Genomic DNA, 24,358 nt, shown 5'->3' with positions numbered 1-24,358 from the left:
TTATTTAACCTAATAATTGCGGTGCTTTACCCGCAATAACTGCGGTTAGTAAACCAGCTAACATAGCTCCCACAACGGTGCATATTGCACCGCCTAAAATACCGTAAACACTCATAAAACATATCAGCGCTAAACCAAATAGCAGTGCACTTAAAAATGTTTTAGTCGCTAATGTAAGTGTGTTTTTTCGTAGGTTGAGCATCATTAATAATAAACTTACCATCGCAATTGTAATTAGTAGCTCGTTCATGCGAGTTGTACCTCAACTTGTAATTTTTGTGTGCTTTTTATTTTTAAAGCACCAAACATACACACGGTACCCACCACCATAAAGCTTATATCTACTACCGCAACAAGCGAGCTATTAAGGTTAATAACATTGCTCACTCCAAATATAATATTAAGTGGCAGCACCAAAGCAAGCGAAGCGCCGCATAGTAAAAGTGTCAGCTTAAAGTAGTTTTTATAACCTATGGGCAATACGCTTAAGAGTACCCATGCCAACCACGTATAAAAAAACACGGGTCCAAAAAAGCTATTTTGCGCCACACCAATAACGGTATAATTAAGTACAACTTGCACAGGAAATAGCACAAAGCTTGCTAATACCAAGCCACCACAACTGCCAATAATAAAGCGATTCCAGCGTGCATATGCCTGCATACTCAGTGAAGGACTACTGCCACGTGTACGCTTTGCTAGCCACATCATCATGCCCGAAATAGGTAAAAGCGCAGTACTTAAACCAAGTAATACCCAAAGCAGTTTGACAAACACCCCTGCAAAGTTTCCAAAGTGCAGCGGAAACATCAGCTCAATTACTTTTATTGAAACACCTGAAATATCACCAAAACTACTCATCGACTGTACAAACTCACCATTGCCTTGGTAATGCAGTAACTGAGAAGCAACAGCCTCGCCACCTAACAAACGCAAATATACCTGCGCATTCGCATCGTTATGCGCCATTATTGTGACATCTCTAATTATTGCTTCAGGGTAACGACTATGAGCATGCTCTAAAATAGTGTCTATTTTTGTAGGTTGCTTAATGTGGCTAACTACAGGCTCAGGAATGGCGGTAAACGTTTCTATTAACTTATCTTGATCGCCACCAAAGCTCACAAAGGCAGCTGCTGGTAGTAAAATAATGGTCGCGAGCCCTAAAAATGATCCTGTAAAACCAATCACAATATTAAATACGCTGCCCCAAATACCTATAACCTTATGAGCATCGCTTATTGCAATATCTAACCCTTTAGCTCTCCTAAACGTAAAGAGTTCTTTTATCAATTTGCGATGAATAAACAAGCCAGTCACTGCACTTACTAAAAGCGTTAAACCTAAAAACCCAGTGAGTATTAACCCAATCGGTCGCCCTAAATGCAAATCTGCATGAAACTCACCTATATAAGTTGGCGCATCCGTTTTTTTATTGGCGTAAAACTCTTTACTAGGCCCATAGTAAGTATTTTCCAGCGCCAATGTATTGGGATGAAATTGAAATACTCTGGCCACCTCTTGGTCGTAATTTTCATCGCCATGGTGAGATTCAAATACCAACGTTAATAAATGAAAGTTATGCCCACTTGGTAAAAACACATGAATGTTTTCGCCAAATTCACTAGATACTTTTTTATGATATTCGTTTACTAGTCGGTTAATTTGCGCGCTAGCAACGTGTTGGCTAGATTGCAGTTCTGGATTTGCCCATATTTTTAACTCAGGTCGCGACAGAACTGCTAACGCCCCACTAAATGCAACAATAAATAGCAGTACCGCAGTAATAATTCCTACCCAGCTATGTAATAAAAATAGCTTTTTTAAAGTAATCGACTTCATCCCTGCCCCTGCGTTAACGCCCAAAAACTCAATAAACCATGTAATACACACAATGCAATCATGACTACAAAAGGTTGCCATACTTTTTGCGCCAAATACGCATAAATAAACAACGCAGTCCAAATAACAGGAAAGAGTAAAATAGGCAGTAATATTTGTTCATTCATTTGAAATGGTAAATAGGTTGTCATACCCGGAATCATTATTACCGCTGTAACTAGCGCTAATACACACGCAATTAAGTGCCTTCTCCGTGTAGCTGTAAACGTTTTTTTATTATTCATTATTCGCTCAATAAGTTTGCCCAAACATATACAAAAAAAGCATATGCAAATGATAACTATTGCCATTATATTGTGCATTTATCACTTAATGCAATTTATTAAACAAATTAAGTCTAATAACACTGTTGGTTTGCCTTAAGAGCTTTTATGCTACGCCTCGCAATTTAGGTACGCAGTAATGCGTCATTTCAGTTAAGCCGAGTTCGGGCTTTTAATTTTTCAGGAAGCAGTAAACCGTGGATATAATTAACGCGATTATTTTAGGTATTATTGAAGGTATAACAGAATTTTTACCCATATCATCAACTGGGCATTTAATTGTAGCATCAAAGTGGTTAGGCATTGAATCAACAGATGCTAACCTCGCCTTCGAAGTCATTATCCAACTTGCCGCCATTTTAGCGGTACTAGCCAACTATAAAGACAAGTTCAGCCCTAAACATTTCAATTTATGGGTGAAAGTTGCCATTGCATTTATTCCTTTGGGTATTATTGGTTTTATATTTAGTGATGTAATAAAAATACTGTTTAGCGTACCAATAGTAGGTGTTATGTTTATTGTAGGCGGTGTGATTTTTTTACTATTAGAGCGCAATTATAAAGAGGCTCAATGCACAACTACCGATGTAACCCAAGTTACTTATAAACAAGCTCTTTGGATTGGCGGAGCACAAGTATTTGCGTTAATTCCAGGGACTAGTCGTGCTGGAAGTTCTATTGTTGGTGCCATGTTATGTGGTTTAAACCGAAAAGCCAGCGCTGAATTTTCATTTTTACTTGGTTTACCTGTACTTGCAGCAGTCTCAGGATATGACTTACTTAAACATTACCAACTGTTTAGCTTAGATGACCTAACTGCCCTTGCTGTGGGTTTTTTAACGTCTTTTATAGTCGCTTATTTTACTATTAAACTATTCATACGCTTTCTAGAAAATTTCACTTTTGTTAGTTTTGGTCTTTACCGAATCGTATTTGGTGTTATTTTATTAGCTATAGCCTACACATAAGAGAATATTATGAGCGAAAAAATAAACGAAGAAGCACTCCACGCCCTAAAAATAGCTTTTACTTACATGCCTAAAGCGATTGAAGTAACAAAGTATGAATATGGCGAGCGCTACCAAAGCGTACTTGATCACATTGAAGCTGTACGTGAAACACTGCTTATTAACGATGTTGACCCAGAGGAAGTAGGCGGCGATATCAACCCGCAATATACCCCAAATTCAACGTATTAAAAGTATACCGCTGAGTATTATATGCTCGGCGGCATGCTACGCTATATACAAGGGCCTGTTTATCTTTCGAGGTTAAATTTGCAGCAGACTGTTTGGTATTTAGGCAAGGCAGAGCCTATGTAGTGTGGTTATTCTGCCTAGGGGCAATTTACTCTTTGTTGCTCGGTTTTTACTTATTCTTACATGGATGTAAGCCAGTAGAATAACGCAGGAGCAGTTATCGAGCCCACTAGGTTACAAACCTCGCGCCGCGATTAAATCGCCCCTAGATTGAACAAATTTTAATCCTGAAAGGTCAACAGGCCCTACTACTATTAATAAACCACCAACTTAGCTCATAAAAACATAAGGTTATATAATTTAATACGTATCAACTTTAGTTATTAGTAATTAAAACTGCTAAACTGGATTTTAAATTAATACCAATGCCCTTATTGGCCTATGTATTATATAAATTGAACAAAAGCTTACGGGGTGTTTTCTTTTGAATTTTTTACGATGTTTTCACGATATAGTTTCTAATCAATCTCTTGATTTTGAAAATAAAATTAATAAGCTCTTAGTGTTTGGGTTAGAAGTATTTGACCTTGAGCTAGGTATTATTAGTAAAGTAGATAAAAACAGCTACACCGTTTTATATGCCAAAACCCCTGACAACTCACTTTTACCCGGTACCGTGTTTGAATTACAAGGCACCTATTGCGTACATACGCTCGCTGCTGGCTCTGCACTTGCCTTTCATAAAGCATCTCAAAGTGCAATTGCAAACCACCCCTGTTATATAAACTTTCAGTTAGAGTCTTATATTGGCGCGCCAATAAAAATTGGTGATAAAATATTTGGCACCGTTAACTTTTCATCCGCAAAAGACTCCCTCGCTTTTAACGATGATGCTTATGACTACATCGAATTATTTGCACAATGGCTTGGATCGGAATTTGCTCGCACCCAAGCTAAAGAACAACTCATAAAAAATAGTAATACTTTATTAAAGTTAGAGCACATTGCAAATATAGGCACGTGGGAAGTTGATCTAATCTCCGATAAAATTACCTGGAGTGAGCAAACCTACCTCATACATGAGGTGGATGAACAATTTCAACCGCAAATGAATTCTGCAATCGAGTTTTATAAAGAAGGCCCAAGTCGTGAAGGCATTACTCGCGCGGTAGAATTAGCCATAGAAAAAGGCAAAAAATGGAATTTAGAACTAGAAGTAGTAACCGCTAAAAATAAACACTTATGGGTGGCTACCTTTGGTGAGGCCGAATTTGATGAAGGCCGATGCGTGCGGTTATTTGGCACCTGCCAAGATGTAACCGAATCAGTAATGCTACGAGAAGAGCTTAAACAAAAGCAAGCTCAAGCAGAGCGCCTACTTGAAGACAGAAGCATGCTATTTGCTAAAATCAGCCACGAATTAAGAACCCCACTCAATGGTATTACAGGTATGCTTACAACATTAGTCGACGAGCATAGTGAAGAAGTGCGTGCCGAAAAAATTAAAATCGCACTTAGAAGCGCCGATATTTTACTCAGTATAATTAACGAAGTTCTCGATTTTTCTAAAATTAATCATGGTGAGCTAAAGCTTGAACCTACTGACTTTTTACTAAAAACAATTTTTACCGATTTAACTTCTTTGTATACACCTCTATTTAAAAACACGCATGTAACGCTACAAGTAAATAATACAATTGATGACAACTGCTGGGCGTTTAGCGACAACACACGCCTTAGCCAAATAACCTCTAACTTACTAAGCAATGCGCTGAAATTTACTGAGAATGGTTCAGTTACACTAAACACAAACCTTTCTAAAATAAAAAATAAGCTAATTTTAAATATTGAAGTGTCTGATACCGGCCGAGGAATGAGTAAAGGCTTTTTAGAATCACTATTTTCTCCTTTTTCTCAAGAAGTAGATGCTAAGAATTCAAAAGGTGGAACAGGCCTTGGCCTTGCAATAGTAAAAGAGCTTGTTGAATATATGGGCGGAAAAATAAAGGTAAAAAGTACACCTAATAAAGGCACTACGTTTTTAGTAAATATTCCTATTGAGAAAGGGACAGAACAAAAACAAGAAAGCCTTAAATCAACGTTAGATATCAACGGCAGTGAACTATCAGTGCTTGTAGTCGATGATAACGACATTAATAGGTTGGTACTTCATGCTTCTTTAGGCAAACTTAATATAAAAGCCGACTCTGCAGTTGATGGCCAAGATGCTGTATTAAAATGTCGCCAAAAGCATTATGACCTTATTTTTATGGACTGCATAATGCCCATACTCGATGGATTTGAGGCAACAAAGCAGCTTAGATCAGAAAACATCTGCTCGCATGAAGAAACCTACATAGTGGCTATAACTGCTAATACTTCATCACAAGACAAACTTGCCTGCAAACAAGCCGGTATGGATATGTTTATATCAAAACCGTTTAAACTACCCATACTTGAAAAAGCGGTTATTAACGCGCTTGAGCATACAGCTAAAGTTAGCTAACCTTTATAGCTAACTGATTGGTTAAATAAGGATATAAAATTAAAAACATAATTAGAACTATATTACTAACAGTACTTATTGTTGCAGTATTTAAAGGCGTTTCCACTGGGCAATGGAGCTCATCAATAACAATAGTTATCGTATCAGGCGTATTGCTGTTAGTTACATTTATCAGTGCTAAGTCATCACGTGGATCATCAGCTTATACTGGCAGTGACTCATCAGTTTCCTCTAGCAGTAACTCATCGCATTCTCATACAAATTGTAGCGGCGGCGATTCTGGCGGTGGGTGCGATTAAATCGTGTGCTAATTCTTAAGCATTAAAAAAGCCGCCTTTGGAGAAGAGGGCGGCTTGGGTTAACAAACAGCTATGGGTGTAGCCTTGCTGTTATATCAAGAGAGTTTTTACTAAATTTTTTATTAAATAATGTTAAGCAGCACTTTGATCAGCTTCTTCAGAGTGACGAATTAAATAATCAAATGCACCTAAACTTGCTGTTGCACCGCTGCCCATTGCAATAATAATTTGTTTAAACGGAGTATTGGTTGCATCCCCCGCGCCGTAAATTCCTGGTAGTGAAGTTGCGCCTTTAGCATCAATCAGTATTTCACCAAATTTGCTTAATTCAAGGTCGCTGTCTTTTAACCATTCGGTATTTGGTATTAAGCCTATTTGTACAAATATACCGGCAAGTTCAAGCTCTTTGCTCTCTCCCGACACTCTATCTGTGTACATTAAGCCAGTTACTTTTTTACCATCACCAAGTACTTCGGTAGTTTGTGCACTTTTGATAATGGTAATATTAGCCATGCTTTTAGCTTTACGAATAAGCACTTCATCAGCACGTAGTGTGTCTGCAAATTCAAGTACCGTAACGCTTTGCACAATATTAGCTAAATCAATTGCCGCTTCTATACCTGAATTACCACCGCCAATTACGGCAACAGGTTTACCTTTAAATAAAGGGCCATCACAATGTGGGCAATATGCCACACCATGGCCGCGATATTCTTGCTCCCCTGGTACGTTCATTTCGCGCCAACGTGCACCAGTGGCAAGTACGAGCGACTTAGCTTTAAGCACTGCGCCATTTTCTAGTGTAATTTCGTAGCCATTGTTATAACCAAGTGCCGCTGCACGCTGATTATGCATTACATCTACATCGTATTCTTTAACGTGCTCTTCAAGCTGGGCAACCAATTTTGGCCCTTCAGTCGCCTTAATCGAAATAAAATTTTCTATTGCTAATGTATCTGCAACTTGTCCACCAAATCTGTCGGCAACAATACCTGTATTTAACCCTTTTCGTGCTGAGTAAATCGCAGCCGATGCGCCCGCAGGCCCGCCACCAATTACAAGTACATCAAATTTATCTTTTTTACTTAGCGATTGAGCTTGGCGCTGTGCCCCTTTGCTATCTACTTTATTGAGTATGTCGGTAAGGCTTAGTGCACCTTGGCTAAATGGTTCGCCATTTAAATATACAGCCGGTACAGCTAAAATATTTCGCTCTTCTACTTCGTCTTGAAATAATGCGCCATCAATCATGGTCGCTTTAATATTGCTGTTTGTCGCTGCCATAGTATTAAGTGCTTGCACTACTTGCGGGCACGTTTGGCAACTTAAACTTATATATACTTCAAAGTTAAGTTCTTGAGTAAGCGATTGTATTTGTTCAATGTCTTCGCTTTTAGCTTTACTTGCGTGTCCGCCAGTATGTAAAAGTGCTAGCACTAAACTTGTGAATTCGTGGCCCATAGGTACGCCTGCAAACGTAATATGGGTATTTTTAATAGGTGAATGTACAACCATTGACGGGCGACGTGCGCTTGTATCAGGATTGTTTATTACCGTAAATTTATCGCTCAGTGAGGCTAAATCGTTCGCTAAGCTTTCTACTTCTGCTGATTTTTTGCTGTCATCCAAGGCAATAAGCAGCTCAACAGGTTGAGTAAGCGATTCAAAATGGCTTTTTAATTGATTTTTTATGTTGTTATCTAACATGGCTTAACCCTTTTAGGAAAATTTAAACAGCAAGCCTCCCATGCCAAATAATGCATGTGCTTAAACAAGTATATTGATATAGGAGGCACCAACAAACGGATGTTCGTTGATTTAAGGGCAGTTACCTGCCCTTATAGTAGGAATAAATCTGTACTTAGATTTTACCAACTAAATCTAGTGAAGGTGCAAGTGTGTCTTCACCTGGCTGCCAAGATGCAGGACAAACTTCACCGTCGTGAGTTGCAATGTATTGTGCAGCTTGTACTTTACGAACAAGCTCTTTAGCGCTACGGCCAATACCTAAATCGTGAGTTTCGATAATTTTAATTTCGCCTTCTGGGTTCATTACAAATGTACCGCGAAGTGCTAAGCCTTCTTCTTCAATCATTACGCCAAAGCTACGTGTAATACGCCCTGTTGGGTCGCCAATCATTGGGTAAGTAATTTTACCAATTGTGTCTGACGTATCGTGCCATGCTTTGTGAGTGAAGTGAGTGTCAGTAGATACTGAGTAAACTTCTACGCCCATTTCTTGAAGTTGTGCGTAATAATCTGCAACATCACCAAGTTCAGTAGGACATACGAATGTAAAGTCTGCTGGGTAAAAGAAGAAGATTGACCATTTACCTAGAACATCTTTTTCAGACAATTCTACAAAGTCACCGTTGTGGTAAGCGGTTGCATTGAATGGTTGTAATTTAGTATTGATTAATGAAGTGCTCATGGTATTTCCTCATCTATATTTAATGTATTTAAAAAGTAATCAACGCTCTCGTTTAAAACGACCTTCTGCGTTGGCTTGGTTAATACAATAAGGCTAATGGACAATTAAATAAAATTGATTGTTTAGATTAAAACAATCGGTTTTTTGGGTTGAACTATATAATCCCTGTTATCGTAAGCATTATTTGGATTGTAAACGCTGGCGAATTATTAAGATCGCTAATCGCAATACTGCTACAATAGCCGCGCTTCAAATAAGTCATTAAATATAAGGCACGCCGTAATGGAAAAATTTTTTAACCACATACAACTAGGTTACTTAGGCTTAATCCCGTTTTTAGGGTGTGTGGGTTGGCCACTTATGTTTGGCAGTAATAGCCTTAACTTAGAGTTTTTTACTTTTTACAGTATCGCCATTTTAGCATTTATGGCAGGTAGCTTGTGGCGCGCCGGAGAGCAAAGCTATAGCAATGCAATTAAAGCGATATTACCTGTTATCCCAGTTCCATTTTTATCATTTTTACCTGTAGAGTGGGCACTGGCTTGGCTAGGTGCTAGTTTTTGGTTAGTACTTATATTTGAAAAGGCCACTCCACAATGGCAAACCTACCATAAAGATTATCAAAAAATGCGTGTAGTACTTACCTCTGTTGTGTTTGTTTGTCACATTCTTACTATTGGTATGAGTATTTATCCTAAATAGCAGCTGTAAACTTAAATATTGCGTGGTAATAAGGTAATATCCGCGCACTGCTATTTGAGGACACACCATGATTGACCAACTACGCCAACAACTCGACGAACTTGGCGAAAACTACGTAGAAAAAAACGCTGCATTTAAAATCAAAGTGATCCCATTTTTTTGTGCTATTCGCATTAAAAAAGATCATAAAAGCGAAGGTCGTTTAAGCTTTTATTCAAGTCAATTACTCGAAATTTTCTTAGTCGTCTTATTTTTGCTATTCGGTTTAACACTCTACGATACAGATGCAGGATTTACTCACGGCCCTATTCATATTGCCTTTGCCATTTTAATTACCTTTAATCTTATTATTAAACAAATCGCAATTGAAGGGTTAAAAACCAGACTTGCGTTTCATCGTTTACTAGCAAAAGACTCACAAACAAATAGCGATATAAATAATACTGCTACAAACATAAACGCTAAATAAAATATGTATTTAAATCCTCAATGGCGAATACTCACCGTAGGCGATGGCGATTTATCGTTTTCGAACGCTATTTACACTCATCTATCGCCAAAAGCTTTGGTTGCATCCACTTACGATGACCAAACGACTATTGAGCAAAAGTACCAGCACAATGCACTTAGTAACTTAAAAGCGCATAATGTTGAGATACTTAATAGTTTTGATGTAACAAATCCCGCGTGTTGGCAAACTCTAAGTGAAAACCAGCACAGCTTTGACGTGGTTATTTTTCAATTTCCGCTTATACCTGCCTTTGTTGGCCGTGAAGCATTTGAAAACAACACGCGCCAAACCAGTATGAACGTATTAAACCGCGCTTTGCTGCATCAATTTATTAAATACGCTAACGAATACGCGCTTGATAAAAATGGCCCAATGCTGTGCTACATCACTTCAAAGGATGTAAAACCTTATCGAGAATGGAATATAGAAGGGAGTTTAAATAACGGTTTAAACGCTGATTATTTAGGCCAAATCCCATTTGATATTAGCCATTTTGAAGGTTATAAAATTCGTAATGTTGACCGCGACAAACACGTAAAAGACACCAGCGGTATAACTTACGTTTTCAGCCCAAAAAGTATCGATAAACATACTAGCGAATTAAGCTTACGTCTTACCAAACCTGCATATTTAACACCAAACCATTGCCCGCTTTGTCGCGTTGGACCCTATATGGCAAGCGAGGACGAAATCAAGCATCTAAATGCTAAAAAGCATCAGCAAATGCTGCACCTTGAAAGCGATTGGCAACAATGGCTAAATGAATTTTATAGCTAATTAATAGCCCTACTAAAGTTGATTCAATTAAACATTTGTCTGTTTAATTAAATCAACTGCTTTTTCAGCAATCGCAATTACAGGTGCATTTGTGTTGCCGGTAATAATAGTAGGCATAATCGACGCATCGACTACGCGTAAGTTACTTACCCCGTGTACTCGCAAATTAGTATCCACCACTGCCATTGAGTCTTGCCCCATTTTACATGTACCAACTGGGTGATACTCGGTATCTGCCGTTTGGCGTATAAACTCAATTAACTGATCATCATTATTTATATCAAGCGGGTAGATCATTTTACCGCGTATGTTATCAAAAGCTTTAGTTTGCATAATAGCGAGTGTTTTTTTAAGGCCAGCAATCATTACAGCTAAGTCGTCTGGGTGGCTTAAGTAATTAGGGTCAATAAGTGGAGCACTACGCGGGTTGCTGTCGGCTAATGTTATAGTACCTCGGCTTTTAGGGCGCATAATACTGCTGTGTATACTGTAACCATGCCCAGTGTGTAATTTACGACTATGATCGTCCACCAGCCCAATCACAAATTCTAGTTGCACATCGGGCGCTGGCGAGCCTTCAAATAATTGAATAAACGCGTGCGACTCTGCAAAGTTACTGGTTAATCGCCCTTCTCGCTTACTAAACCAGTTAATGCAGCCTTTAATAATGCTCGCAATACCAAGTGGGCTTATACCAAAGGTACCCTTATTTGTTTTTGATTTATAAAGTGGCACCACCGTTAAGTGATCTTGTAAATTAGCGCCAACGCCTTCAAGTACGTGCTCAACTTTAATGTTATGTGCGCTTAACTGAGCTTTAGGGCCAATACCTGAAAGCATTAATACCTGCGGCGAATTAATAGCGCCAGCACTAAGTATTACCTCTTTTTTAGCACGTAAATTAATAACCTCTTTATTACGCTCTATTTGCACGCCTTGCGCTATGTTATTGGTTATATTTATTTTATTAACGTGGCTATTGGTTAATACCGTTAAATTGGGGCGGTTTAAATGCGGTGTTAAATATGCTTTTGCTGCACTACAACGCTCGCCATTGTGCTGAGTTACCTGCGATAAACGTGCACCACTTTGCTCTATGGCATTTATATCGTCGCTTAAATTAACGCCCTGCTCAGCACAGGCATTTAAAAAGTATTGGTTCATATTGCTTGGGTTATTTAGCTCTTGTACATGTAGCGGGCCTTTTGTCCCGTGCAGCTCATTATTTATAAACGCTTTATTGTTCTCAGCTTTAATAAAGTACGGGAGTAAACTCTCAAAATCCCAGCCTTCATTACCAAGCTGTGCCCAATTATTGTAATCGTATTTGTTACCGCGAATATAAACCATTGCATTGGTAGAGCTTGACCCACCCAATACTTTGCCGCGCGGCACAAAACCACAGCGGTTATTAAGCGCTTTTTGTGGCACCGTATTGTAATGCCAGCTATTTATGCCATAAGGCACACTCGCTGCTATGCCAGCTGGCATTTGCACAAATGCACTTTTATCGCTGCCGCCAGCTTCAATTAAACAAACATTTACATTTTTATCCTCAGACAAACGCGATGCCATAACACAGCCGCCACTGCCTGCACCAATTATGATGTAATCATACTCTGTGCTCATACAACTTGCCGTTTACTTTTTATTTACACCACAATACATAAAACCAGCTCATTAATCGCTATTTATATTGCATAAACCCTCAGCTAAAAAACGACGTTAATTAAAGCCTAAACACATTAAAAACTTAACCTTTAAAACAAACACGCCAAAATTTAAAATGATACAATTATCGCTCTTATATTTTCTAAGGAGTGAGCATGAACTTTGTTATTGTTGGCACCAATTTTATTAGCGACACATTGTTAGCCGCTGCAAATACGTTAAACGATTTTAATTTATATGGGGTGTGCTCGCGCGCAGTATCTAGCGGCGAAGCATTTTTAGCCAAACACCCACAAAATGCACAAGCAAAAATTTTCACCTCAATCGAGCAAGTTTGCCAAGATCAAAATGTCGATGCTGTCTACATAGCCGCCCCTAATAGCTTACACAAACAATATGCCGTTATGTGTCTAGAAGCGGGTAAACATGTCCTTGGCGAAAAACCATCAGCTGCCAATTCTAAAGAGCTTGCAAGCATTATAGCTACAGCAAAAAAGCATCAGCGCCTTTACATGGAAGCCATGATGACCACTCACTTGCCTAGCTATGAACAGCTACAACAGGCAATGGTAAAAATTGGCACACCACGTAAATATATTGGCCAGTACAGTCAATACTCATCGCGTTACGATAAGTATAAAAATGGAGAACGCCCAAACACATTTTTACCCGAGTTTGCAAATGGTGCTTTAGTTGATTTAGGGATTTACCCGCTGTATTTATTAATTGCACTTTGGGGGGCACCAAAAAGCGTGAGTGCCAGTGGCGTATTGCTCGATACTGGTGTAGATGGTGCGGGCGATGTATTACTAAACTATGCAGATAAACAAGCCGTTATTAGTTACTCCAAAATATCGCAAGGCGACAACATAACCGAAATACAAGGCGAGCTTGGGCGCATACGTATAGAAGCCGTATCGCAACTTAAAAAAGTGGAATTTATTGCTAATAATGGTGATGTAGAGATTATATCCCAGCCGTTTGATGAGCACTTTATGAAATACGAAGTTGAGCATTTCATGTCATTAGTGAAGCAAAATATCCTTGAGTCACCTGTTAATACGCACATTTTAGCCAGTAACGTAATGAGCGTTCTTGATGATGCGCGCAAACAGCTTGGGGTTGTGTACCCTAACGACTAATTAAATAAAATATGGGCGTTAACCAACGACAGCTAACGACAGCTAACGACAGCTAACGCCCAGAAGAAAGCTTAAATAGCTCTCGTACAACGACACATTTTACAAAACACTTTAAAATAGCGATCCCCATCCATGGGCAATCAAATACTTCTACAACAAACTTAACACTGACAACCCAACTCGGTTTATTACCAATATTTATTACTCAATAACCTTAAATCTAACCTAACACATAAAAACATTACCAATCAAGCTGGCCAATTACATTATTTTAAACTAAATTGGTGATACAAGAATGCAACCGTTGGTGTATAGTGGTTTTTAACCCTAACATCGCGTTAGAATTTTGACATAATAGTGAATTTTAAGGTAACCTCTGATATTAACAGTTGGTTTTGACTTATAGGCCCCAGAGGCCATTATTCCTTAAGGTAATGAAGGTAAAGTATGGGTAATCGTCGCTTATTTTGGCGCATAGTTGATAAAATTGAGTCTTTAATAAATCAAGGCGAATTTTCTGCTGGGAGTCGTTTACCACCTGAACGTGAACTTGCAGAAATGTTTGATGTAAGTCGCCCTACCATTAGAGAAGCTATTATCGCATTAGAAGTACGTGGCCGAGTTGAAGTTAAAACTGGCTCTGGTGTTTACGTAGTAGAACAAAAAAATGCATCTATAAAATCAAAAGAGATCAGTGCATTTGAACTTACTCAAGCTCGCGCATTAATTGAAGGCGAAATTGCCGCTCTAGCTGCTCAAAGCATTACAGAAGAAGAACTAGAGCAACTAAATAAAACATTAATTGCTATGGAAAAAGGCCTGTATGTTGAGCAAGCCGATCGTGAGTTCCACGAAATTATAGCTAGAGCAACGCGTAATAAAGCACTTGAATTTGCAGTGTCTAACTTGTGGGATTTACGTTTAACAAATCCACAAATTGTTGCTGACTATGGCAGTGTGTGTAAAAACAATAACGAGTGCGTTATGGATGAACACACCGCTATTTATACAGCCCTAAAGTCGCATGATGCAAATGCAGCGCGCAGTGCAATGCACAAACATTTTAACCGCTTAATTAATGCTTTATTTGACGCTGTAGAATCGCGTGCACTTGAAGAAATTAAACGCAAAAATGATGAAAAACGAGGCCTCTACTCGCTTGATGGCTTAGTTAATAAAAGTGCCCACTAAGGCCTTTTAACCAACTGATTAAAGTTAGCAAACGCCTGTTTGCTAACTTTACCTCTTACTTTATTTACCTTCCCTATTTAATATACTTTTTATTGCACTATTTTTGGTCGCAAACACTTACCTATAAATTTAAAAAAAGATACTATGCCGCCATTAATATCTGGGGGGGTTTAGCTTTTATACTCCCTGCATTACATAACTAATTGATAGAGTTACTCAACTCAAGGAAAATAATGCATTCATCTACGAAAGAACTCTTACTCGCTGTTTTTTGTATATTGCTCGCTATGGTAACTATCCAATCTGGTGCCTCGCTTGCCAAGCAACTCTTCCCTATTGTAGGCCCTGAAGGGACTACTGCACTCCGTTTAGGTTTTTCTGCCACTATTTTATGCCTGATTTTTAAACCGTGGAAACACTTACCTNCCTGCCGCAGGCCAACGATTTCCTATTTTAATTTACGGCCTGAGCCTCGGCGGTATGAACATTTTGTTTTATTACGCCATAGAGCGTATTCCACTGGGTATTGGCGTTGCACTTGAATTTACCGGCCCATTAGCAGTTGCATTATTTTCATCGCGCCGTAAGCGTGATCTATTTTGGGTAGGCTGTGCTATTGCGGGCATTTTATTATTACTGCCTGATATGAAAGGCCAAGAAAGCCTAGATCCGGTTGGCGTTATATTGGCGCTTGCCGCTGGTGCATGTTGGGCAGGTTATATTCTTTTTGGTAAAAAAACCGGTAATCAAGGCTCTGGTGGTGCAACTGTGGCTATGGGTATGACTATTTCGGCCATTGTACTTGTGCCCTATGGCGGAATTTTGCAAGCCTCTTCATTCAGTTGGGATATTATTCCGTTAGGCATTGCTATTGCAGTACTCTCAAGCGCCCTGCCGTATACCCTAGAAATGATCACTTTGCGTAATATGTCGTCGCAAGGCTTTAGTATTATGATGAGTTTAGAGCCCGCAATTGCAGCATTAGCCGGATTACTCATATTAGGCGAACTATTGTCTATTTGGCAGTGGCTGGCAATATTACTGGTAATTATTGCCTCTGTTGGTAGCTCGTTTTCAAACGCAAAAAAACAGACTACTTAGTTAACTACCAAATAACCTAAATAATCTAAATAAAGTCACCACACAACATGGTGACTTTATTGTGTTGTATCCAGTAATTTTTAACTCACAGCCTTACTTTGCTTTTTAGTTGTAACCAAATAGCCAATCAACGAAATAAGCGGCATGCCCGTCGCGACCAGAGCAATACCTGTCCACCCGCACGCTTCATATAATGGGCTGGCAATAAGCGAGCCTACTGCGCCGCCTACAAATATACTCGTCATGTAAATAGCGTTTAAACGCGCACGGCTTTGCGGCTCTAGTGCATACACTGCACGTTGACCCAATACCATATTGGCCTGCACAGCAAAATCAATAAACACACCGGTTAATGCCAATACTATAATGCCGTAAGGTAGCTCAAATAAGCTTGGTAAAAAGCACACTGCTGCAATTACTTTGGCCAGTAACGATACCTGATGTGTATAGCCTTTATCTGCCAAGCGACCAACAATGGGGGCAGCTACAGCACCTGCCGCACCCACTAATGCAAACAATGCTATTTCTGATTGCGATAAACCATACTCACGGGCAAGCACAACCGGTACGCTCGTCCAAAATAAACTGAACGATGCAAACATTAATGCTTGAAAAAGTGAACGTTGGCGCAGCACTGGTTGGCTAATCATTAACTGTTTAAGCGATTTTAATAACTTAAAATACGTTGTTTTATGGGTAGGTTGCCTGCTTGGAATAGCAAAATAAATTACGCCTGCAATAAACACCATACACCCTGCGGCAAAGTAAAATACAGCACGCCAACCAAAGTGATCGGCTATTAAGCTCGATATTGGCCTTGCAAGCAAAATACCTAACAGCAAACCTGCCATAATATTACCAAGCACCTGTCCGCGTTTTTCATCCGACGATAAATGCGCAGCAAGCGGAATAAGAACCTGAACAGACACCGAGCTTATACCTATCATCAAACATAAAATAAGCATTACATTAGGTGAATCAGCCAATGCCGTACCCACTAAACTTAAAAACGACACAGCGAGCGTTATAAGCATTAAGCGTTTGTTTTCTATTAAGTCGGCTAAAGGCACTAAAAAAAACAAACCTAAGGCATAACCTATTTGTGTAAGCGATACGATAAGGCTGGCACTATGCGAGCTTAACCCCACCTCTGGTGCTAGTAACTCAATGATAGGTTGAGCGTAGTAAATATTGGCAACAATAAGGCCGCAGCACAAAGCAATAATAGTGACGAGTGTATTGCTAAGTGGTTGTGGTGAAACGCCTGTTTGGGTCATGTGTATCCTACTTTACAAAAATAATAAAACCCAACCAGCAAACGCTGATTGGGTTTTTACAAAAAACTAAACTTTACTTAATTGGGGATGGCTGCCCATGTGGGCTTGAGCGTAAATACTGTTTAGGTGCAGTTACTGTAGCGCCAAGCTCTGCAGCAACATGCCACGGCCAATGCGGGTTATATAAAATACCACGCGCAAGTGCTACGCCATCGGCTTNCTGCTCACTAATAATATCTTCGGCTTGTTGCGCCTCAGTGATTAAACCAACGGCTATTACAGGCATTTTAACAACGTTTTTTATCGCTGTTGCAAATGGCACCTGAAAATTAGGTTTTACTGGTATTTGTTGCTCAGGGCTTAAACCCGCCGTACTTACATGAATAAAATCACAGCCGAGTTCATCAAGCGCTTTACTAAGCACTATCGATTGCTCTAAATCCCAGCCGCCTTCAACCCAATCGGTTGCCGAGATACGCACACCCACTGCTTTTTCACTTGGGAATACCGCTCTTACCGCTTTAAACACATCAAGTAATAAGCGCATTCTGTTTTCTAGGCTACCACCGTAGTTGTCATCGCGCTTGTTTGAAAGTGGCGACAAAAACTGGTGTAACAGGTAACCGTGCGCACCATGTAGCTCGATTAAATCAAGGCCGAGTTCATCAGCGCGTTTAGCTGCACTGACAAAGTCTTTAATTAGTGAGTCAATATCGGATTGGCTCATTGCTTTTGGTACTGGGCTGTTAGCGTCATACGCAATTGCCGAAGGGGCGAGCGTTTGCCAGCCATTAACATCATCAGGTGCAATGGCATCGCCACCGTCCCATGGTTTTTCAGTTGATGCTTTGCGCCCAGCATGCGCTAACTGAATACCAATAGGCATAGGGCTGTATTGCCTTACTGCTTTTAGGCTTTTGTCTAGGGCTTGCTGGGTTTCGTTATTCCAAAGCCCTAAATCGCCATAGCTAATACGCCCTTCTGGGTTTACTGCTGTTGCTTCTAAAATAAGTAATCCTGCACCACTTAAACTCAATTGGCCCAAATGAATAGTATGCCAATCGCTAGCAGCGCCATTGTTTGCTGAATACTGGCACATGGGTGCAATAATAATACGGTTATCTAACGTTACTTGCCCAAGTGATAAAGGCGAAAATAGTTGGCTCATTGTTAATCCTTAAAAACACGCACAAAAAAGTGCTGACAAAACAAAAAAAAGAATACGAAGCGGCAATCAAACACGCTCACTCAATAACTTACACAGTTACTTATAATTCCGACTTAACACTCTTAATGGGGATAAAAATATACTTTAATAGTGCTGATAAAAGCATAATTAATAACATTATAAACTATCAATTTTAATGTAATAATTTGTTTAACGAGCACATCATAAAGCCATTTTTAAAAAATGAATGACTATTTACCTTTAAACAAGAGTGCGATTTTTAACCTAGCTGTACCTAATAGGACTAAGCTATTGCTTATATTGCCTATTAACTAAATAACCCCCCCACAAACAAAATATATTTATTCTATAAAAGTGAATTAAAATTCAATTTAAATATTCCAAGCTACTTCACTCCCTGATAAACTGCTTAACTTAATTTACTAATGTAAAACATTTGAACCGGGGATCACTTTTTATGTTTAAACCAAGCTTGTTAACCTTGGCTATTTCGAGCGCTGTTTCTAGCGTATTTTTATTGCCTAATGCCGCACTTGCTCAAGAAGAAGTTGCAGCTAAAAACAAATCACTCGAAGTAATCGAAGTTACAGCAACAAGGCGCAGCGGCTCTGTGCAAAATGCACCGCTAAATATTACAGCCCTTGATGCAGATATTATGAAAAATCAAAATATCAATGAGCTTGCCGATGTAGCGCGCTGGGTACCTGGTTTAACAATTACCGATCAAGGTGGTCGCTCAGGCTCGCCTATTATTGTTCGTGGTTTAAATACCAATTCATCTGGTCCATCATCAGATGGCGGCACGGTATCTACTTACATTAACGAAATTCCGGTTTCGGTAGATATGCGCCTAGTAGATATTGAGCGTGTTGAAGTATTAATTGGGCCACAAGGCACCTTATATGGTGCAGGCACATTAGGCGGTGCAATTCGTTACATGCTTAAACAACCTGAGCTTGATTTTACATCGCTTGAAGTTTACGGCGACCTGTTTCAAACAAAAGAAAGTGACTCTCTAGGTGGCGAAGGCGGTTTTATATTTAACCTTCCTATTATCGAAGATAAATTAGCGGTACGCGCCAGCTTAAATGTATATGAAGATCCGGGTTTTATCGATTACGGCTATGTAGTACGTGAACCTGGCGTATCGTTGCCAGATCCAGATTGGAGCGATAGCTCAGCAGTTAATAACAACCTTAAAAATGTAAAAGACGCCAACGGCGAAACCACCACAACAGGTCGTATTTCCGTACGCTTTAAACCGAATGAATCGTTTGAAGGTACGCTTAACTACTTTTACCAAAACCAAGACAGCGAAGGCCGCTCGATTGTTCATTACAACAGCCTTAATGCAAATAACGGTTTAAGCGATGTAATAGGTAAATACGAATCGGCTTATCGCTTTGAAGAACCTCGCGAGAAAAAAGATCAATTACTAAGCCTCGAACTAAAAGCCGACCTAGGTTTTGCAGAGCTAGTATCGGCAACCGGTATTTCAAGCTTTGATGCCGACGGTCAACGCGATCAAACAGACTTACTAATTCGTCTTGATTACGGTTATGAAGAGTTTCCTTCGTTTTCAACGTTTACCCGTTAAATTGACGAAGAAGATACCTTTACTCAAGAAATTCGCTTAGTGTCGCAAGGCGACAGCGACTTTAACTGGATTGTGGGTGGCTTTTACAACAAAACAGAAACCGAAGCATCAAGCCGAGAGTTTACCCCTGGGTTTGACCAATTCGCTATCGATAACTTTGGTGGCGAGCAGCTAAGACCTGACTCATTAGAATACTTAGAGCTTACAAAAAGTACCGTCACTGAGTCTGCACTATTTGGTGAAGTTGGCTACCAAGTTACCGACAAATTAGATGTGACCATTGGTGCCCGTTTTTACAAATACGATATAGAGTCGCAAGCGGCTTTTGACTTTCCTCTAGCCAATACATTGTATGGTGGAGTAGATCCTGACAAAATTACCGTTGCATACGAAAAAGACGAAGCAGGCGATAACGGTAACTTATTTAAATTTAATGCTAAATACCAGTTCACTGACTCTGTAATGGGCTATGTAACAGTAAGCGAAGGCTTTAGAATTGGCGGTTCAAACGGTTTAGTGTCTTGTCCTGATCCAATTGTTGAGGATCAACAAACAGGTTGTGGTAAACCTGACGAATTATTATATGAAGCCGACACCACAACAAACTACGAGCTAGGCTTTAAAAGTACATGGTTTAGAAGCCAGCTACACTTTAACGCCGCGTTATTTAACGTAGATTGGGATGATGCACAAATTACAGGCGCTACAGATATAGGTCAATTAACGTACCTTTCAAACGCAGGCAGCGCTAATGCAAGAGGGGTAGAAATTTCAACCCGTGCTATTTTATCTGACTCGTTTTCAGTTTACGCAACCTATGCTTACACAAAAGCAGAGCTAACATCAGACGCACCATTTTTGTTTAATGCCGATGGTACCGATGGCGCAGAAGACGGCGACCGTTTACCAGGCTCACCTGAAAACCAATTTTCGATGGGTGTAAACTATCAAACAAACGTGTTTAACGACAAAACGCTTGATATTAACTACGGTTTAACCGCGCAAAGCGACGTGCTTTCAAGAGTAGGGCTTCGTGATAACGGCGAAACACTACCAGGTTACAGCTTAAGTAATATATCAGCTAAATTAACAGCTGATGCATGGTCAACTACGCTATATGTTGATAACCTATTCAACAAATACGCGGTTACATCCGTTCGTCGTTCAGATGAAGACATAACATCAGCTAATGGCGCCGACATACAACGTAACTACGGCCATTACATTAATCGCCCGCTTACGGTAGGTGTTAAATTTAACTACAAATTTGAAATATAATTTAAGCGACTTTTAAACAGTCTCACTTTTTAAATACTGTTTTAAGGCTCAAATTTATTTGAGCCTTTTTATTTTCTTTTACAAAATAATAATTACCAAAACCATGCAGCCAAATTTAAAGCAACTTCATCAAAGCGCAATACACTCCCTAAACCAAGGTAAAATAGAGCAAGCACACAAAGCCCTAGTGGAGTTAGTGACACTCAAACCAGACTTTGCTGATGGGTATTTTTTGTTAGCTATGGTTAATTTAACTGTTGGGCAAATACACAAAGCAATAAAGCTCATCGAAAAAGCCCTTACCCTTGGCCAAAGTATTGAATACACCGCGCAACTTGCTAAATGTTACGCACTTACTGGCGAATTACAAAAAGCAAAAAACACCGCACTATCGGTGCCATTAAAGCAAATAACTAAAGCCCTTGATGCCGACACACTTGGCGTTGCACTTACTCAAGCAGGTATTCACGAGCAAGCACTTAACTACTTTGAGCGCGCTATTACACTGGCTACAGCGGCTAACAAAGCTCAACCACCGTTTTATTATAACTACGGTGTAAGCGCTAAGTTTTTAGGGCTATTTGATAAAGCCCAACTCGCTTTTGAAAATGCCATAGCGCTTAACCCGCTGCACCACCAAAGTCATTTTGCATTAAGTGATTTAACTAAAGTAAGTACACAAAACAATCATATTGAGCGCTTAAAAAATGTATTTGAGCAAGTAACACACCCCGATGCAAAACTGCATATTGGCCATGCACTCGCAAAAGAGTATCAAGATATTGGTGAATATTCAGAGGCTTTTAACGCGTTAGAGCAAGGTAAAGTAGTAAAACGTGCTGTGCAGCCGTTTGATCATAAAAGCTCAACTGAGTTATTTGAACACATTAAACACTTAAGTGAGCAGCACACACAAGCGCTGACACAAGGTAACCCAACGGCCGAACCTATTTTTGTATTAGGCATGCCCCGCTCTGGCACCACATTGGTTGAGCGTATTTTATCGAGCCACAGCGACGTGCAATCAGCCGGTGAATTACAAGACTTTGGCCTAAGTGTTAAAAAGCTGAGCCAAACACAAACACCTCACGTGCTCGACACTCAAACGCTCAGTAAAGCCTACAAGCTTGATTTTAATCAGCTTGGGTCAACCTATTTAAACGCAACACGCGTAATAACAGGCAGCCATAAACACTTTATTGATAAGCTCCCGTTTAACTTTTTTTATATCGATTTAATAACCAAAGCACTGCCAAACGCTAAAATCATTTGTATGCTGCGCGATCCAATGGACACCTGTATTGGCAACTATCGCCAGCTATTTACTATAAATAACCCCTACTATGCGTACTCGCTCGACCTACTCGACACCGCTAAATTTTACAGCCGTTTTTACAAACTAATGCAGCACTTTAGTACCCTGCACAGCAATATAAAATTAGTAAAATACGAAGAATTAGTCGCACAGCCCGAGCAACAAATTAAAGAGTTAGTCAGCTTTTGTAACCTAGAGTGGCAAGAGCAATGTATAGATTTTCACTTAAACACCGCACCGGTTTCTACTGCAAGTAAAATGCAAGTACGCCAACCACTTAACAATAAAGCAATTGGCCGTTGGAAAGCGTTTAGGCCCCATACTGATGAAATTGAAGATTACTTTTTAAAGCAAAATATCAGTTTTGAGTAAGCATTTTATAGCTGGGAGTTAAATGGATGGACTTAGGGATAGTCCGCTTTGTGCCATAACCGGACATTGGTAACGCCTCGCTTAACCGGCGTAAAATAGCAGGCTAAAATTAGCGACGAAGGAGCGCAAGCCTGCTATAAAGCGTTTGTTATATTTTTGCTAACTCAGGAATCTGTTCCTTTGTAGAAATAACGAATGAAGTTGAATTCAACACATCGTATGGCTGATAGAAACCTTGTTCCCCATTTTCATCGCACGAAAATATATGTGAAATGTCTGGAAAGTCATTAGGGTCAACAGGATGCAAAGCATTTGGATTATGGTACATTACCAAACTCTCTGACCATGATTCCGTATACTCAGGCGAATCTACATCTTCATGGAAAGGTATGCCAGTAAAAGCCTCTGGATCAGGATTAAACCGAGTGCCAGCCCTCAAGATTTTAATATCTTCCCCCCCCATACCAGCGAGCTTACCCATACGATTAAACTTTGTAATAGTTGCTGCATTGCTAAATAAGATAGCACTAACATGCTCAGAGTTAGGCTGATTGAAAAAGGCAGAAGGAATTGATTTACCTTTCCATTCATGAGTCTCTATGCGTGTAATTTGTGGCTTTCCATCTACAATCGATGCCCTAAAACCGTATAAGTATTCCATTAAGGCAGTTCTAGGCCAAGTCATAGAGCCTGTACTATGAAAGTCATGTATTGCGAATACTAATGGCTTGTCTTGAACATGAGATTTTTCCCAATATTTCTTCTTGAGCTTAGAATATAAAGGGCTACCAAACTTAATTGGCATATAGCCGTTGAGTAGCTCTCGTAACTTTTCGGGATCTTCCGGCGCCTCTTCATCTGGACGCGCTTGATTTTCACTCGGATTCACTGTCACAGCTTCAACTAAATACTCATGCACCCCATTAGTAATGTGGAAGTCAGGTGCAGCATTCCCTTTAATTTGAGTGAATTTATCGTGGAAATAGATATATAGATACAACTCCCAAAGACGAGCGTCAAAGCCATGTGTTTGAAATTCTTTTATATAATGACCATCAGGGTCATCAAAAGTATACACAATTTCCTTTATCAAATTTCGAGCTGCTTCCATCCTAGGTTCTTCAGCTAAAGCTATATAGATGGGATTCAACTTTCCTCGCTCAACTAAAGGCTCAAAAAGTTCATTGGTTAATTTAATTTCATCCCCTCGAGGGTAAAAAGATTTACCATCATTTTTATATTTTTTAATAGCTTTGATTAGTTCATTTCGAGCACCTAGTTCACTAGGTTTAAATGTTTTGCTTACTTCTAGCGCCCTAAATATTTTTCTAGTATCACGCCCCATAATGACAAAGCCATAATCATTATCGATTGCATCTCTAAAAACAGTTGCTAGAATTTTTTTATCGTATGCAATAAACCACTGTTTTTCATCTGCTGTACTTCTCGCCATAGGATGACGTGAAAAACAAAAAGCATCAAATTGACGTCTAGAAATACTCCTCACTCCTGATGGCAACTTAACTGCCTCATCAGTTTTTTTACGTCTCTTTTCAAGCCTCTTCTTTCTTTTCTGATCTCGAGACAACTTAGCTTTTGCCATCAAATACCTCTGAACTCAATTAAAAATATAAC

At 39.6% G+C, this 24,358-nt stretch carries 18 protein-coding genes and 2 pseudogenes; 11 read left to right on the top strand and 9 right to left on the bottom strand.

The genetic code is table 11. From position 1 onward, the window contains the following. Positions 1 to 4: 4 nt before the first annotated feature. Genes L655_RS0116975 through L655_RS0116965 form a run of 3 tightly spaced genes read right to left on the bottom strand, consistent with a single transcriptional unit; the run spans position 5 to position 2,126 of the window. Complete coding sequence (locus tag L655_RS0116975; protein ID WP_007581829.1) at positions 5 to 250, bottom strand: hypothetical protein; 246 nt, start codon at positions 248 to 250, stop codon at positions 5 to 7. Then, a complete protein-coding gene (locus L655_RS0116970; RefSeq protein WP_024605670.1) occupies positions 247 to 1,842 on the bottom strand; it encodes a PepSY-associated TM helix domain-containing protein in 1,596 nt (531 codons plus the stop codon). The genes L655_RS0116975 and L655_RS0116970 overlap by 4 nt, the downstream gene beginning before the upstream one ends. After that, positions 1,839 to 2,126: a hypothetical protein gene (locus L655_RS0116965; RefSeq protein ID WP_024600574.1), complete on the bottom strand. Its 288-nt coding sequence runs from the start codon at positions 2,124 to 2,126 to the stop codon at positions 1,839 to 1,841. The genes L655_RS0116970 and L655_RS0116965 overlap by 4 nt, the downstream gene beginning before the upstream one ends. Positions 2,127 to 2,362: 236 nt before the next feature. On the opposite strand from L655_RS0116965, the gene L655_RS0116960 reads away from it, so the two are divergent. The 3 genes from L655_RS0116960 (at position 2,363) to L655_RS0116950 (ending at position 5,870) form a co-directional block, all read left to right on the top strand. Continuing rightward, positions 2,363 to 3,133, top strand: coding sequence for an undecaprenyl-diphosphate phosphatase (locus L655_RS0116960; protein ID WP_024605669.1), 771 nt, complete (start codon positions 2,363 to 2,365; stop codon positions 3,131 to 3,133). A 9-nt stretch (positions 3,134 to 3,142) separates the two neighbouring features. Continuing rightward, on the top strand, positions 3,143 to 3,364 hold the full coding sequence (locus tag L655_RS0116955) for a hypothetical protein (RefSeq protein WP_007581825.1): 222 nt from the start codon (positions 3,143 to 3,145) through the stop codon (positions 3,362 to 3,364). A 484-nt stretch (positions 3,365 to 3,848) separates the two neighbouring features. Continuing rightward, entirely contained in the window at positions 3,849 to 5,870 is a 2,022-nt protein-coding gene (locus L655_RS0116950) for an ATP-binding protein (RefSeq protein WP_024605668.1), read from the top strand. A gap of 431 nt (positions 5,871 to 6,301) precedes the next feature. Here L655_RS0116950 and ahpF read toward each other — a convergent pair whose 3' ends face one another. Continuing rightward, entirely contained in the window at positions 6,302 to 7,876 is a 1,575-nt protein-coding gene (gene ahpF / locus L655_RS0116945) for an alkyl hydroperoxide reductase subunit F (protein WP_024605667.1), read from the bottom strand. 154 nt (positions 7,877 to 8,030) lie between these two features. After that, on the bottom strand, positions 8,031 to 8,600 hold the full coding sequence (ahpC, locus tag L655_RS0116940; protein WP_007581822.1) for an alkyl hydroperoxide reductase subunit C: 570 nt from the start codon (positions 8,598 to 8,600) through the stop codon (positions 8,031 to 8,033). 282 nt (positions 8,601 to 8,882) lie between these two features. Between ahpC and L655_RS0116935 the strand changes: the two genes are divergently transcribed. The 3 genes from L655_RS0116935 (at position 8,883) to L655_RS0116925 (ending at position 10,590) form a co-directional block, all read left to right on the top strand. Next, positions 8,883 to 9,302, top strand: coding sequence for a DUF3429 domain-containing protein (locus L655_RS0116935; RefSeq protein WP_024605666.1), 420 nt, complete (start codon positions 8,883 to 8,885; stop codon positions 9,300 to 9,302). A gap of 67 nt (positions 9,303 to 9,369) precedes the next feature. Further along, complete coding sequence (locus L655_RS0116930; RefSeq protein WP_002960599.1) at positions 9,370 to 9,771, top strand: hypothetical protein; 402 nt, start codon at positions 9,370 to 9,372, stop codon at positions 9,769 to 9,771. Between the two features lie 3 nt (positions 9,772 to 9,774). Further along, a complete protein-coding gene (locus L655_RS0116925; RefSeq protein ID WP_024605665.1) occupies positions 9,775 to 10,590 on the top strand; it encodes a class I SAM-dependent methyltransferase in 816 nt (271 codons plus the stop codon). Between the two features lie 27 nt (positions 10,591 to 10,617). Here L655_RS0116925 and L655_RS0116920 read toward each other — a convergent pair whose 3' ends face one another. Beyond that, positions 10,618 to 12,219: a GMC family oxidoreductase N-terminal domain-containing protein gene (locus L655_RS0116920; protein ID WP_024605664.1), complete on the bottom strand. Its 1,602-nt coding sequence runs from the start codon at positions 12,217 to 12,219 to the stop codon at positions 10,618 to 10,620. A 197-nt stretch (positions 12,220 to 12,416) separates the two neighbouring features. Here L655_RS0116920 and L655_RS0116915 point away from each other — a divergent pair, with 197 nt between their 5' ends. The 3 genes and pseudogenes from L655_RS0116915 to L655_RS01000000125795 all read left to right on the top strand — a co-directional run bounded on the left by L655_RS0116915 (position 12,417) and on the right by L655_RS01000000125795 (position 15,695). Then, positions 12,417 to 13,403 (top strand): Gfo/Idh/MocA family oxidoreductase, encoded by a 987-nt coding sequence (locus L655_RS0116915; RefSeq protein ID WP_024605663.1) that lies wholly within the window; start codon positions 12,417 to 12,419, stop codon positions 13,401 to 13,403. Positions 13,404 to 13,850: 447 nt separating this feature from the next. Further along, positions 13,851 to 14,594, top strand: coding sequence for a FadR/GntR family transcriptional regulator (locus tag L655_RS0116910; RefSeq protein WP_002960591.1), 744 nt, complete (start codon positions 13,851 to 13,853; stop codon positions 14,592 to 14,594). Positions 14,595 to 14,827: 233 nt separating this feature from the next. Next, positions 14,828 to 15,695 (top strand): annotated as a pseudogene (locus L655_RS01000000125795) (DMT family transporter). A gap of 80 nt (positions 15,696 to 15,775) precedes the next feature. Here L655_RS01000000125795 and L655_RS0116900 read toward each other — a convergent pair. Both L655_RS0116900 and L655_RS0116895 read right to left on the bottom strand, forming a co-directional pair. Then, complete coding sequence (locus tag L655_RS0116900) at positions 15,776 to 16,972, bottom strand: MFS transporter (RefSeq protein WP_024605662.1); 1,197 nt, start codon at positions 16,970 to 16,972, stop codon at positions 15,776 to 15,778. Positions 16,973 to 17,045: 73 nt separating this feature from the next. Continuing rightward, the gene (locus L655_RS0116895) at positions 17,046 to 18,140 is read right to left on the bottom strand and encodes an NADH:flavin oxidoreductase/NADH oxidase (protein ID WP_024605661.1); all 1,095 of its coding nucleotides are present in this window, start codon (positions 18,138 to 18,140) and stop codon (positions 17,046 to 17,048) included. 478 nt (positions 18,141 to 18,618) lie between these two features. Between L655_RS0116895 and L655_RS01000000125790 the strand changes: the two are divergent. Together L655_RS01000000125790 and L655_RS0116880 are read left to right on the top strand one after the other, a co-directional pair. Continuing rightward, positions 18,619 to 21,036: pseudogene (locus tag L655_RS01000000125790) on the top strand (TonB-dependent receptor). Positions 21,037 to 21,139: 103 nt separating this feature from the next. After that, positions 21,140 to 22,723, top strand: coding sequence for a sulfotransferase (locus L655_RS0116880; RefSeq protein ID WP_024605659.1), 1,584 nt, complete (start codon positions 21,140 to 21,142; stop codon positions 22,721 to 22,723). 148 nt (positions 22,724 to 22,871) lie between these two features. On the opposite strand, the gene L655_RS0116875 is transcribed toward L655_RS0116880, so the two are convergent. Continuing rightward, on the bottom strand, positions 22,872 to 24,326 hold the full coding sequence (locus L655_RS0116875; RefSeq protein WP_024605658.1) for a hypothetical protein: 1,455 nt from the start codon (positions 24,324 to 24,326) through the stop codon (positions 22,872 to 22,874). Positions 24,327 to 24,358: the final 32 nt, after the last annotated feature.

The sequence above is a fragment of the Pseudoalteromonas sp. TAE79 genome, assembly GCF_000498015.1.
Classification (GTDB): domain Bacteria; phylum Pseudomonadota; class Gammaproteobacteria; order Enterobacterales; family Alteromonadaceae; genus Pseudoalteromonas.
The sequence above is the reverse complement of the archived record's forward strand: the minus strand, read 5'-3'. Positions and strand labels throughout refer to the sequence as shown.

Bases quoted from the DNA above. Each gene is read 5' to 3' on its own strand.
- L655_RS0116975 (WP_007581829.1), bottom strand. From the start codon at position 250: ATGAACGAGCTACTAATTACAATTGCGATGGTAAGTTTATTATTAATG.
- L655_RS0116970 (WP_024605670.1), bottom strand. From the start codon at position 1,842: ATGAAGTCGATTACTTTAAAAAAGCTATTTTTATTACATAGCTGGGTA.
- L655_RS0116965 (WP_024600574.1), bottom strand. From the start codon at position 2,126: ATGAATAATAAAAAAACGTTTACAGCTACACGGAGAAGGCACTTAATT.
- L655_RS0116955 (WP_007581825.1), top strand. From the start codon at position 3,143: ATGAGCGAAAAAATAAACGAAGAAGCACTCCACGCCCTAAAAATAGCT.
- ahpF (WP_024605667.1), bottom strand. From the start codon at position 7,876: ATGTTAGATAACAACATAAAAAATCAATTAAAAAGCCATTTTGAATCG.
- ahpC (WP_007581822.1), bottom strand. From the start codon at position 8,600: ATGAGCACTTCATTAATCAATACTAAATTACAACCATTCAATGCAACC.
- L655_RS0116935 (WP_024605666.1), top strand. From the start codon at position 8,883: ATGGAAAAATTTTTTAACCACATACAACTAGGTTACTTAGGCTTAATC.
- L655_RS0116930 (WP_002960599.1), top strand. From the start codon at position 9,370: ATGATTGACCAACTACGCCAACAACTCGACGAACTTGGCGAAAACTAC.
- L655_RS0116925 (WP_024605665.1), top strand. From the start codon at position 9,775: ATGTATTTAAATCCTCAATGGCGAATACTCACCGTAGGCGATGGCGAT.
- L655_RS0116920 (WP_024605664.1), bottom strand. From the start codon at position 12,219: ATGAGCACAGAGTATGATTACATCATAATTGGTGCAGGCAGTGGCGGC.
- L655_RS0116915 (WP_024605663.1), top strand. From the start codon at position 12,417: ATGAACTTTGTTATTGTTGGCACCAATTTTATTAGCGACACATTGTTA.
- L655_RS0116910 (WP_002960591.1), top strand. From the start codon at position 13,851: ATGGGTAATCGTCGCTTATTTTGGCGCATAGTTGATAAAATTGAGTCT.
- L655_RS0116900 (WP_024605662.1), bottom strand. From the start codon at position 16,972: ATGACCCAAACAGGCGTTTCACCACAACCACTTAGCAATACACTCGTC.
- L655_RS0116880 (WP_024605659.1), top strand. From the start codon at position 21,140: ATGCAGCCAAATTTAAAGCAACTTCATCAAAGCGCAATACACTCCCTA.
- L655_RS0116875 (WP_024605658.1), bottom strand. From the start codon at position 24,326: ATGGCAAAAGCTAAGTTGTCTCGAGATCAGAAAAGAAAGAAGAGGCTT.